The organism is Ruegeria sp. HKCCA5426 (assembly GCF_013034585.1).
GTDB lineage: Bacteria > Pseudomonadota > Alphaproteobacteria > Rhodobacterales > Rhodobacteraceae > Ruegeria.
The window spans coordinates 270,503-281,828 of sequence record NZ_WQGH01000001.1 but is presented as its reverse complement, the minus strand read 5'-3'; the positions used below and the strand labels follow the sequence as shown (position 1 = coordinate 281,828).

Below are 11,326 nucleotides of genomic sequence, written 5' to 3'. Positions count from 1 at the left end.
CTAAACGCCGACGTCGGGGCCGTGGCAGACCATTTCCTCGTCGATCTCATCGGCTTCATATAGTTCGGTTCTGTCCGGGTTCCCTTCAAACTGAGCGATCAAGCCGCTCCCCGATTCTGTGAACAACCAGCATTGCGGGTCCAGACGATCCTCGTACAGGAAACATATCTGGCCGCTTTGCTCGTACCAAACACCTTCCTTGCAGTCTCCATCCAAAAAAGACCATATAACTCTGCGGTTTGGCAAGTAACGTTCAACCCCGTAAACCTGCCCCTGAAACCCGTAGAACAGAGTTTTCCCGCGTGTGTATGCATCAAATTCCGATCCCGAAAGACCAGGCTCCGCGCCCACAGCCGGGCCGGACATTACCATCAGAATCGCGATAGACCTCAGCATATGATCATCTTCGCAGATGTGGTGCAGCAACGCCAACTCTGCGCGCAACGAACGACTTACCCAACGTAACAGGTTGAGGTAATGCCGAGTTCCCGGCGACGCTGTTCAAAAAACCATATTACGGGAGAGCCGCCAAATGACCGCCCTGTTTCTGATCGCCGCAGCCTGCGCGCTTGCGTATTTGCCGATGTCACCGAAACCCGCAAGTTGGCCGAGGTCAGTCCTAAAGACGCTGTCGGTTGCCATACTTGCGCTTATCGCAGCCCGACAGGGCGCGCCACTGTTGCTGACCACAGCTCTGGCTCTCTGCGCGGTCGGCGACGCATTACTGTCTCGGGACTCCGACGCCACATTCATGGCCGGCATCGGTGCTTTTGCTGCCGGACACTTGGCCTATATCGCTTTGTTTCTGTCCCATCCGTCCAGCGAAACAGCGCTTATCTTCGACAGGCCCGGCTTCTTCTGGTCGCTGATTATATTAGGCATCGTTGCCGTAACCTTGCTCGCCCCCCGCGCCGGAGAGTTAAAGGTGCCCGTTCTTGGATATATCCCGATTATCCTCGGTATGGGTCTTACCGTTTTGGCAGTGCCCGACATCGGCCCTTTGCGTTGGGCGTTGCCCGCAGCGTTGGCCTTTATCGCGTCCGACCTGATCCTAGCGACGGAAAAGTTCCTGCTGCCCCAAAATCATCCAAGCCTCCGCCTCACGCCTTACATGGTGTGGATATTGTACTGGGGCGCTCAGGCCGGGTTGCTGATTGCCTTTCTGTGACCCTTTGCAACTGGTTCAAATCCGCATTAGGTGAGAGGAACATCTGCGGAGACCAAAAATGGCGTTTTTCTCAAAGCTCAAGGACAAGCTGTTCAAATCCTCGTCCCGACTCGAACAGGGGTTGGACGCCATCATCGAAGATGGCGGCGAAGAAACAACAGCCCCTGACCCTGTCATCCCCGAGCCAGAGCCGCAGCCAGAACCCGTACCTGAAGTTCCGCAGCCACAGCCTCAACCGCAGCCTGTTGAAACCCCTGAACCAGTTCCAGCAGACCCAATGCCAGCCCCCCCGCCACCAGAGGCCGCACCGTCCAAAGGTGTTCTGGCGCGGATGTTCAGCCGAAACGAGGCAAAAACCGTTATTCGCCGCACGCTTGACGACGACATGCTGGAACAACTCGAAGAGCTGTTGATCGCCTCGGACATGGGTGTAGACACCGCATTGCGCGTCACCTCCAACATGGCCGAAGGGCGTTTGGGCCGCAAACTTTCAACACAGGAAATCAAACAGCTACTGGCACAGGAAGTTTCCCGCGTGATGGAGCCTGTCGCCAAACCGCTGCCGATCTACCCCAAGCGCCCCCAGGTGGTGCTTGTGGTCGGCGTGAACGGATCCGGAAAGACCACAACAATCGGCAAACTCGCAAGCCAGTTCAAAGCTGCAGGTAAAAAGGTCGTAATTGCCGCGGGCGACACATTCCGAGCTGCGGCGGTCGAACAACTTCAGGTCTGGGGAGACCGCGCAGGCGTGCCCGTCCTTACAGCGCCCGAAGGATCCGACCCCGCCTCTCTCGCATTTGATGCCCTCACGCGCGCGCAAGAGGACGGAGCAGACCTGCTGATGATCGACACCGCTGGCCGCCTGCAAAACCGCGCCGACCTGATGGAAGAGCTCGCCAAAATCGTCCGCGTCATCCGCAAGGTCGACGAAACCGCTCCGCATAACACCCTTTTGGTGCTGGACGCGACCACCGGACAAAATGCACTCAGTCAGGTCGAGACATTTCGCAAGCTGGCCGATGTCTCGGGCCTTGTGATGACCAAACTGGATGGCACGGCCAAAGGCGGCGTTCTGGTGGCGCTCGCGGACAAATTTGGCCTACCGATCCACGCGATCGGCGTTGGGGAGCAGATCGACGACCTCGCCCCCTTTGACCCGGAAGATTTCGCCGCCGCCCTCACCGGCCTTGACCAAAGCTGATCCTCCGCTTCATCTGGCTAAAAATATCCTCGGGGGGTGTTGGGGGGCAGACAGCCCCCCACCCTCTCCTCCCAACGCAAAGATCTGACACTTGAGCGACTGGCTGATCTCACTCGAAGGCACCGAAGCAGGCCATCAGCTCGCGCTGGGATTGGCATTGATGGCGGCGTTCCTTCACGCGGCTTTCGGAGCATTGCAGAAGGGTCGTCACGATCCCTGGCTGTCCCGCGGAGCAATCGACGCTTGTTACTGCCTGATGGCCGCGCCCTTTGCCTTTTTCGTCGTGCCGTGGCCAGAGCCCTACATGTGGCCCATCTTCGCCGTCGTGTGGCTGATTCACATCGTCTACAAAACGCTACAGGCTATGGCCTATACCAAAGGCTCATACACTGTCGTTTACCCGGTCGTCCGTGGAACCGGCCCCTTGTTCACCGTTATCGGCGCCTACCTGCTGTTCGGGGAGACTTTTACCGGCATCCAATGGCTGGGTGTCGCGGTTTTGCTGGCCGGCATATTCGGACTGGCGGCCTACAACTTCCGCTTTCTCGAAACCAACCGCGAAACGCTTGGGATCGCCCTGGCGCTGGCAATCGCCACCGGATTGTTCGTAGCGCTTTACACAACCTATGACGCTTATGGCATACGCGCGACCGCCGACCCTTTCACCTTTTTGGCCTGGTTCTTCATGATCGACGGCGCCACCATGCCCATTTACGCCTTCCTGAGATGGCGTGCGATGGTCAACCGGCCCGCGATCGGCCCCTTGATGCTGCGCGGTTTGGCTGGCGGCATCATTGCCCCGCTGTCCTTTGGCTCTATCATGCTGGCAACGCGATTGGACAAAGTTGGCGAGGCTGCCGTTCTGCGCGAAACCTCGACCGTCTTTGCTGCCCTGATCGGCTGGCTGATTCTGAAAGAAACCGTTGGGCCAAGGCGGATCGCTTTGATGGCATTGATTGCGTTGGGCGCCGTAATAGTTGAAATGGGCGGGTAAACAGCAGGAAACTGACATGACAGGCAAGAAAGAAATCAATCCATTTCTAAAACAGGTGCTGGAACTTGGCCCTCCGCTGGCCTTTTTCTTCATCTACCTACGCTTGCGGGATGACAGTTTCGAGCTTGCCGGAACTGAATATTCCGGGTTCATCGTCGCGACCATCATCTTCGTGCCCCTGATGCTGTCTGCAATGGCCGTGCTATGGTACCTGACCGGGAAACTCAGCCGGATGCAGATATTCACCGCGTTCATGGTCATTTTCTTCGGCGGCCTGACAGCCTGGTTCAATGACGAACGGTTTTTCAAGATGAAAACCACGCTGGTCTACGGGTTCTTTTCGATCATCCTTGGCATCGGATTGCTGCAGGGTAAATCCTATCTCGCCTATGTTCTCGATGAAATGCTTCCCATGCGCAACGAGGGCTGGATGATCCTCACGCGCCGACTGTGCGGGTGTTTTGCAGTTCTAGCCGTGGCCAACGAATTGGTCTGGCGCACGATGTCCACCGACCTTTGGGTCAAGATCGAAACGTTCGGGTTTCCTATCGCGTTGATGGTCTTTCTCATGCTTCAGTTCAGCATGCTACAAAGCTATATGGACGACCCCGATCATCAGTAAACCGGGTGGTCGAACCGGTCCTGTGGAGCGCCAACGCACAGCCAACTTTCGGAATTCGCATAAAATCCTTGGCTTAACGTCATAGCTGTGGAAAGTTGTGGGACCACTCACCATTGGCAGCCGGAGCACCACATCCACATGACGGCCATCCCAAACAGCGGCTTTTTGGCCGAGGCGTCTGACAGGCTCAGGGCCATGCTTTCTGCCCAGGCGACAGAAATTTCGCTTGAACAGGGTGAGACCCTGTTTGAACAAGGTGACGAAGGTGACTCACTTTACGCCCTCACTGAGGGCACATTGGAAGTGTCCTTTCTGGCCATGAGTGGTCGAAAACTGTCATTGAGCCTGATGAAGCCGGGCGAAATCTTCGGTGAAATCGCCCTGTTCGACAACGGACCGCGCACCGCCACGATTGCGGCTGCTGAACCGTCCCGTGTTCTACGCATCCGGCGCAGCGACGTAATGAACCAAATCCGTCAGCATCCCGATCTTGCGGTCGATTTGATCCGCCTTGCGGGATTGCGTATGCGTTGGATGGGGTCGCAAATGAATGAGCAGGTCTTTCTGCCAATGCCCATCCGTTTGGCGCGTAAGCTGCTGCACCTGTCCGGCCTTCAGGACGACCCTGCCAAACGGATCACCCTGTCGCAGAGCGAACTGGCCGAGTTCGTTGGCGCGACACGGGAAGCCGTATCCAAAACAATCTCGACCTGGAAGCGCGATAACGTGGTCGAGGCATCACGCGGCGGTCTGATGATCCATGACTTCGAAGCCCTGCGCGAATTGGCGGAATCCGATCTGATCTGATCCGTTGTGACCTGCTTCACATACGACCGGCTGCGTTAAGACTATCTTCGTAATTGTTACCGTAGGAGGTCAGAGAATCATCCCCGATATCTGTCCACTGACCTCTCCCTGTATCAGAGCCACGCGCCTTCCCCGGCGTGTGGCTCACTTCTTTGCAGAACAGAAAAAAGGCCGGAGCAAACGCCCCGGCCCATTCATTCAAGTAGACCCGAATTTCACTCTTCCAAGCTTAGAGCCACAAATCGCGGGTCACCGCCACGGCGCACCAAAAGCAGCAGGGATTTCCGCCCAGCCTCTCGCGCTTCGTCCATCCGTGCTTCCAGATCTTCGACCGAAGTGACCTTTTGCTGGCCAGCTTCGGTAATGAGGTCACCCGAGCGCAATCCCTTTGCGTAGGCCTCCGAGGCTTCGTCAACCTGAGTTACAACCAAACCTTCGGCGTTTTCATCCAAGCCCATGTCGGTACGCAACTCATCCGTCAAAGGCGAGATCGTAAGACCCAGTATGTCGGCATTTTCCTCAACTGGCGCTTCTGACGTTTCTTCCTCGCCGCCCTCAGACCGCTCAGCGTCTTCACGCCGTCCGAGTGTCACCAGAACAGTCTGCGTTCCACCATCCCGGTGTACGACCACGCGAACCGACTTGCCCACTGTGGTTTCGCCAACCTGACGGACAAGGCCGCGCGTGTCTTCGACCTCGACACCATCAAAGCTGAGGATGACGTCCCCGGCCAGCAATCCGGCGTCCTTTGCCGGTCCGTCCGGCACGTCGCTGATCAAAGCGCCGCCCGGTTTATCCAGCCCCATGGCTTCGGCCATATCCTCGGTGACGTCCTGAATGCGGACACCCAACCAGCCGCGGCGGGTCTCACCGAACTCACGCAGTTGGTCCACAACCTTAACGACAACATTCGATGCCATCGAAAACCCAATCCCGATCGAACCACCATTGGGCGACAGGATGGCCGTATTCACACCGATCACTTCGCCGTCCATGTTGAACAACGGCCCGCCCGAGTTACCTCGGTTAATCGCCGCATCGGTCTGAATGTAGTCGTCATAAGATCCGCTCAGCGCACGGTTGCGGGCCGATACGATCCCGGCTGAGACCGAAAATCCCTGACCCAACGGATTGCCCATCGCGATCACCCAATCGCCTACGCGGGCCACGTCGCTATCGCCAAATTTGACATATTGCAGCGGCCCCGTCGCCTCGACCTTGAGCAGCGCAATATCGGTTTTTTCGTCCGCGCCAATTACCTTGGCAGGCAATTCCTTCTTGGGCTGTCCGTCACCCGGAAAGAATTCGATCAGAATCTCATCCGCTTCGGCGATCACGTGGTTGTTGGTGACGATGTAACCATCCTCTGAGATCACGAACCCCGACCCAAGCGCATTACTGCGTCGCGGGGCGTTCTCGCCATTATTGCCCCGGTCCTGAAACTCGCGGAAAAAATCTTCGAAGGGCGACCCTTCGGGAACGATGCCCTGCGGCCCGGTCTGATTTTCGATCAGGGTCGAGGTTGTGATGTTCACCACCGCCGGGCTGATCTTTTCGGCCAACGGCGCAAGGCTTTCCCCGCGCGCAAATGCTGCCGATGTCTGCGCCAGGATTATCAACATCCCCGCAAATGCCAGCCACATCAGCCGCAAAAAACCAACCCTGTCGTCCGCTCGGACGGAAATACTGCGCGCTTGTGCCTGCACTTGGGTACTCCTTGTCGTCAATTCTGCGGGATCGCGCATGAACGCCTCCCTCTTGGCAACCAATGTAGTCGGTTTAATCAGGCCCGCAACTGAGGATCGCGGGGAAATCACCTGCAATTGAAACCACGGCACTAAAACCCGACCTGATACGCGCCCCAAAGCAGGATAAAGCCGCTGACCACGCAAAGCAGCCCCGCCAGTCGTCGCGCCTGTTCAGGCAGCGATCGTAATGCTTCTAGCATCCGTTCAATAAGCGAAGGGGCCAGCGCATAGGCCAGCCCCTCGACAATCAGTACCAGCCCGAGGGCCAGAAGGATCATACCCATTACTGGGATGCCTGCCCTGTTGGTGACTTCAGATAGTTAAAGAACTCTGAATCCGGGCTCAGAACCATCGAACTGTTGCTGCCGCCCAACGCGCGCTCATAAGCGGACAGAGACCGATAGAATTCAAAGAACTCTGGGTCTTTGCCAAATGCTTCGGCGAAGATCGCGTTACGTTCAGCGTCAGCTTCACCGCGGATGATCTCTGCCTCGCGGTTGGCGTCCGAGACCAGTTCGACCACGGTACGGTCAGCTTGCGCGCGCACACGCTGCGCCGCCTCGTTACCACGGGCGCGTTCGTCCGTCGCTTCACGCTCACGCTCGGCCTTCATCCGGTCGAATGTCGCCTCAAGGTTGGCCTGCGGCAGATCGGTCGCCTTCAGACGCACGTCGATTACGTTCACGCCCAGCGCACGGGCTTCAGCAATCGCACTATTGCGGATACGCAGCATCAGCGCGGCACGGTCCGAGCTCAGGATATCGCGGGACGACACCGAACCCAGAACCTCACGCGTTTCGGCGCGCAGGATACGGTCCAGACGATCTTCGGCGACCGGAATGCCGCCGACACCAACGGCTTGACGGAACTGTTCCAGATCGGAAATCCGGTAGCGGGCAAAGGCATCAACGACCAGACGACGATCATCCAGAGGCGTGACCTCCAGCGGTTGCACGTCGATCGAAAGGATGCGGTCGTCATAGCGGACAACGTCCTGAATCAACGGGATTTTGAACGCCAGCCCGGGTTCTTCTTTGACGGCGACCACGCGACCGAACTGAAGTACCAGCGCGCGTTCACGTTCATCCACGATGAAAATCGAAGACAGACCAACAACGCCAATGATCACCAAGGCAATGAGGATAAGGGGTGATTTACGCATCAGTTGCTCTCCTCAGCCTGATTGCGGCGCAACTCATTGAGCGGCAGGTAAGGCACGACGCCCTGCCCCTGACCGGTCGAGTTTTCGTCCAGAATGATCTTGTCCACGTCGCCAAGCACCTGTTCCATCCGTTCCAGATACAGACGCTTGCGCGTCACGTCCGGAGCTTTGGAATATTCCTCCAGAACCGCGCTAAAGCGGCTGGCTTCACCTTGTGCGCTGTTGATCTGCTGCGCGCGATAGGCTTCGGCCTCTTCCAGAACCTGTGCGGCTTCACCACGTGCTTCCGCAAGAACACGGTTGGCATAGGCGTCGGCCACGTTCTGCAGACGGTCACGTTCCTGCGCGGCGGCCTGAACGTCACGGAAGGCGGCGATCACGTCCTGCGGCGGGTCGGCCTTGTCAAAGTTGACGCGGATGATGTTCACGCCCGAATCGTAGCTGTCCATCGTTGTCTGAATCAGTTCCTGCAGGCGTTCGGCAATGACACCACGGTCACGGTTCAGGATCGGTGCCAACTCGCTTTGCGCAATAATTTCGCGCATGGCCGATTCCGACACGGCGCGGATCGTCTGGCGCGGGTCACGCAGGTTAAAGAGGAACCTGGCCGGGTCGCTGATGTTCCAGACGACCTGATAGTCGATGTCGACCACGTTTTCATCGCCGGTCAGCATCAGGCCATCATCGCTTCCGCGCGTACCGCCCATATCTTCGGTTTGTTCGCGCGTTACCGGGATAACCTCAGCCGTAACAAAGGGCCAAGGCGCAAAGTTCAGACCCGGATTACCAACAGCCGAAAACTCACCCAGAAATAGTTCAACCGACTGTTCTTCGGGTTTGACGGTATAAAAACTGGCCGCACCCCAAAGAACCGCCGCAACGACCACGCCGATCAAAACGGTTCCCTTGGTGAAAATGGGACCGCCCCCGCCAGAGCCCTGCCCGTTTCCGCCCCGGCCTGAACCACCGCGACCGCCCATAAGGACGCGCAGTTGTTCCTGACCTTTTTTCATCAATTCGTCGATCTCGGGGATCTGCGGGCCGTCGCCTTCGGGCGGGCGTTGCCCGTTCCCGTTGTTACCCCGATTTCCTCCGCCACCCGAAGAGCCTCCGCCCCCCCAGGGGCCGCCGCTGTTGCCCGCCATATGTATAAATTCCCTTGTGTTGGACCGTGTGATCACGGGTTCCCTTGTAACTTGTGTGCGCGCAGTTGCAAATCAAGCAGTGCGTACAGGTTGCCGCATTGTCACCAGCTCTTCTGCCATGACCGGGTGAACGGCGACGGTGCGGTCGAAATCTTCTTTGGTGGCGCCCATTTTAACGGCGATACCTGCAAGCTGGATCATCTCGCCCGCGCCCGGTGCCACGATATGACAGCCCAGCACCTTACGGGTTTCCTGACTGACGATCAGCTTCATCAAAACCCGCTGCGTTCCACCTGCAAAAGCCTTCTGCATGGGTTTGAACGACGTGGCATAAACCTCGATTGGCTCCTGTGCGGCAGCCTCTTCTTCACTTAGGCCGACGGTTCCCATTTCAGGTTGTGTGAAGATCGCCGTTGGGATCAGCTCATGATCTACCGGGGTCGGATTGCCCCGGAAGACCGTTTCAACAAACGCCATGCCTTCGCGAATCGCTACCGGCGTCAGGTTCACCCGGTCAGTCACATCCCCAATGGCATAGATCGAGGGCACAGCGGTCTGGCTGTATTCATCAACGACGATTTCACCCTTGCGTCCGCGCGCAACGCCCAGCGCTTCAAGTCCAAGATCGTCGGCATTTGGGGCACGGCCCGTTGCGTACATGACCACGTCGAACCGGTCCTCGGTACCGTCAGTGGCTTTCACACGGATCTGCTCGCCCTCTTTGGTCATCTCAAGCACGTTGGTCCCCAAACGGACGTCGATGCCGTTCTGGCGCATTTCTTCGCAGATCAGGCCACGGGCTTCTTCGTCAAAGCCCCGTAGGATTTGCGCACCCCGATAAAACTGAGTGGTCTTCACGCCCAACCCGTTCATGATCCCGGCAAATTCACTGGCGATATAGCCGCCTCCGACAATCAGGATGCTTTCGGGCAGCTTCTCCAGATGGAAAATCTCGTTCGATGTGATCGCCAGGTCCGACCCCGGAAACTCCGGCACAACCGGGCGGCCACCGGTGGCGATCAGGATATGCTTGGCGGTCTTGCGAGTTCCGTCCGCCAACTCGACAGTATGCGGATCAACTACATGAGCGCGCAGGTCAAAGCTTTCGACGCCGTTGTTCTTCAGGATATTGCGATAAATACCTTCGAGCCGGTCAAGTTCGGCAACCAGCTTGCCGTGAAAGGTGTTCCAGTTGAATGCACCGGGCTGAATGTCCCAGCCATACGCCTGCGCGTCTTCGACCGTGCCCGAGAATTCGCTGGCAAACACCATCAGTTTCTTGGGCACGCATCCCCGGATGACACATGTACCGCCATAACGGTCTTCTTCTGCAAGTGCGACTTTTGCCCCGGTTTCCCCGGCTGCAACGCGCGCCGCGCGGACCCCGCCCGAGCCTCCGCCGATGACAAACAGATCATAGTCAAAGCTCATCCTGAGTTCCCTTGTTCTTTCAAGCCAAAATTCGTTGAGTATCTGGGGTCGATTACCAAACTGCCAACCCTTGATGTTTCAGAAAGTTCGCTGAGCTATTCGCGTTCGCGCAAAGTCCAGCTTCACCACCTTGTTAATCCGCAAGATCCGCGAACAGGTTTTCTCCGCCTTCAGTGGGCTGATCCACTTCGGTTGTCCCTTCGTTGATATCGCGCACTTCGACACGGCCATCCCCATAACCGATCACGATCTGGTCACAGATATCCACGAACAATCCGTTCTCAACCACACCGGGGACCTGGTTCAAGACCAATGCCAACTGCCGCACATTCCCAATACGCTGAAGGTGCAGATCCAGAATGTGGTTGCCTTCGTCAGTCACATACGGTGCTTGCCCGATCATGCGCAACGCGGTCGAGGTGCCCAACACATCCATCGTATCCAGCACTTCTTCGATCAAAGTGCGTGTTGTCTGCCAGCCGAATGGAATGACTTCGATCGGCAGGGGAAACGCGCCCAACGTTTCAACCTCTTTGCCGGCATCTGCGATCACGACCATCTGATCACTGGCTGTGGCGACGATCTTTTCCTGCAGCAGCGCTCCGCCACCGCCTTTGATGAGGTTCAGTTCGCCGTCAAACTCATCCGCGCCATCAATGGTGATATCCAACCATCCAGCCTGATCCAGAGAGACAACGTCAATCCCGACCTCACGGGCCAGTTGCGCCGTGCGGGTCGAAGTTGGCACACCCTTGATCTTCAGGTCTTCTTGCTGCGCCCGTTCCCCCAAACGCCGCACCATCCAGTCGGCAGTCGACCCGGTGCCAAGCCCGACGCGCATTCCGTCCTGCACCATGTCAGCCGCGCGGCGCGCGGCGACATATTTGGCTTTGTCGATGGGTGACAACTCTCCGATCATCGCCGTAAATCCTTATTTTGCTGCCGGACTTATACGGAATGCCTGCGGCAACTGCGAGAGCGAATAAAACATTTCGCAATGCTTGCGCGGCTGAAAACTACGCGTTTCCGATTGGAAACGTCGCAATCG

12 protein-coding genes are annotated in these 11,326 nt (G+C 57.5%); 5 read left to right on the top strand and 7 right to left on the bottom strand.

Annotated features, from left to right (window positions below):
* On the bottom strand, positions 1–396 hold the full coding sequence (locus GOV87_RS01400) for a hypothetical protein (protein WP_254429106.1): 396 nt from the start codon (positions 394–396) through the stop codon (positions 1–3).
* Between the two features lie 136 nt (positions 397–532).
* On the opposite strand from GOV87_RS01400, the gene GOV87_RS01395 reads away from it, so the two are divergent.
* The 5 genes from GOV87_RS01395 (at position 533) to GOV87_RS01375 (ending at position 4,792) form a co-directional block, all read left to right on the top strand.
* Complete coding sequence (locus GOV87_RS01395; RefSeq protein WP_171121064.1) at positions 533–1,168, top strand: lysoplasmalogenase; 636 nt, start codon at positions 533–535, stop codon at positions 1,166–1,168.
* A gap of 58 nt (positions 1,169–1,226) precedes the next feature.
* A complete protein-coding gene (gene ftsY, locus GOV87_RS01390) occupies positions 1,227–2,369 on the top strand; it encodes a signal recognition particle-docking protein FtsY (RefSeq protein WP_171210564.1) in 1,143 nt (380 codons plus the stop codon).
* Between the two features lie 91 nt (positions 2,370–2,460).
* Positions 2,461–3,363, top strand: a complete 903-nt coding sequence (locus GOV87_RS01385) for an EamA family transporter (protein ID WP_171121060.1) — start codon at positions 2,461–2,463, stop codon at positions 3,361–3,363.
* 16 nt (positions 3,364–3,379) lie between these two features.
* Entirely contained in the window at positions 3,380–3,985 is a 606-nt protein-coding gene (locus GOV87_RS01380) for an inner membrane-spanning protein YciB (protein ID WP_171122810.1), read from the top strand.
* A 138-nt stretch (positions 3,986–4,123) separates the two neighbouring features.
* Positions 4,124–4,792: a Crp/Fnr family transcriptional regulator gene (locus GOV87_RS01375; protein WP_171210563.1), complete on the top strand. Its 669-nt coding sequence runs from the start codon at positions 4,124–4,126 to the stop codon at positions 4,790–4,792.
* Positions 4,793–5,007: 215 nt separating this feature from the next.
* On the opposite strand, the gene GOV87_RS01370 is transcribed toward GOV87_RS01375, so the two are convergent.
* The 6 genes from GOV87_RS01370 to rpiA form a co-directional block, all read right to left on the bottom strand.
* On the bottom strand, positions 5,008–6,537 hold the full coding sequence (locus GOV87_RS01370) for a Do family serine endopeptidase (RefSeq protein WP_171210562.1): 1,530 nt from the start codon (positions 6,535–6,537) through the stop codon (positions 5,008–5,010).
* 92 nt (positions 6,538–6,629) lie between these two features.
* Entirely contained in the window at positions 6,630–6,824 is a 195-nt protein-coding gene (locus tag GOV87_RS01365; protein ID WP_170482677.1) for a DUF2065 domain-containing protein, read from the bottom strand.
* Positions 6,824–7,702 (bottom strand): protease modulator HflC, encoded by an 879-nt coding sequence (hflC, locus tag GOV87_RS01360; protein ID WP_170482680.1) that lies wholly within the window; start codon positions 7,700–7,702, stop codon positions 6,824–6,826. The genes GOV87_RS01365 and hflC overlap by 1 nt, the downstream gene beginning before the upstream one ends.
* Entirely contained in the window at positions 7,702–8,847 is a 1,146-nt protein-coding gene (gene hflK / locus GOV87_RS01355) for an FtsH protease activity modulator HflK (RefSeq protein WP_171122806.1), read from the bottom strand. Before hflK ends, hflC begins: the two co-directional genes overlap by 1 nt.
* A 72-nt stretch (positions 8,848–8,919) precedes the next feature.
* Positions 8,920–10,278: a glutathione-disulfide reductase gene (gene gor, locus GOV87_RS01350; RefSeq protein WP_171210561.1), complete on the bottom strand. Its 1,359-nt coding sequence runs from the start codon at positions 10,276–10,278 to the stop codon at positions 8,920–8,922.
* Between the two features lie 133 nt (positions 10,279–10,411).
* Entirely contained in the window at positions 10,412–11,197 is a 786-nt protein-coding gene (rpiA, locus tag GOV87_RS01345) for a ribose-5-phosphate isomerase RpiA (protein WP_171121048.1), read from the bottom strand.
* Positions 11,198–11,326: the final 129 nt, after the last annotated feature.

Bases quoted from the DNA above. Each gene is read 5' to 3' on its own strand.
- GOV87_RS01400 (WP_254429106.1), bottom strand. From the start codon at position 396: ATGCTGAGGTCTATCGCGATTCTGATGGTAATGTCCGGCCCGGCTGTG.
- GOV87_RS01395 (WP_171121064.1), top strand. From the start codon at position 533: ATGACCGCCCTGTTTCTGATCGCCGCAGCCTGCGCGCTTGCGTATTTG.
- ftsY (WP_171210564.1), top strand. From the start codon at position 1,227: ATGGCGTTTTTCTCAAAGCTCAAGGACAAGCTGTTCAAATCCTCGTCC.
- GOV87_RS01380 (WP_171122810.1), top strand. From the start codon at position 3,380: ATGACAGGCAAGAAAGAAATCAATCCATTTCTAAAACAGGTGCTGGAA.
- GOV87_RS01375 (WP_171210563.1), top strand. From the start codon at position 4,124: ATGACGGCCATCCCAAACAGCGGCTTTTTGGCCGAGGCGTCTGACAGG.
- GOV87_RS01370 (WP_171210562.1), bottom strand. From the start codon at position 6,537: ATGCGCGATCCCGCAGAATTGACGACAAGGAGTACCCAAGTGCAGGCA.
- GOV87_RS01365 (WP_170482677.1), bottom strand. From the start codon at position 6,824: ATGGGTATGATCCTTCTGGCCCTCGGGCTGGTACTGATTGTCGAGGGG.
- hflC (WP_170482680.1), bottom strand. From the start codon at position 7,702: ATGCGTAAATCACCCCTTATCCTCATTGCCTTGGTGATCATTGGCGTT.
- hflK (WP_171122806.1), bottom strand. From the start codon at position 8,847: ATGGCGGGCAACAGCGGCGGCCCCTGGGGGGGCGGAGGCTCTTCGGGT.
- gor (WP_171210561.1), bottom strand. From the start codon at position 10,278: ATGAGCTTTGACTATGATCTGTTTGTCATCGGCGGAGGCTCGGGCGGG.
- rpiA (WP_171121048.1), bottom strand. From the start codon at position 11,197: ATGATCGGAGAGTTGTCACCCATCGACAAAGCCAAATATGTCGCCGCG.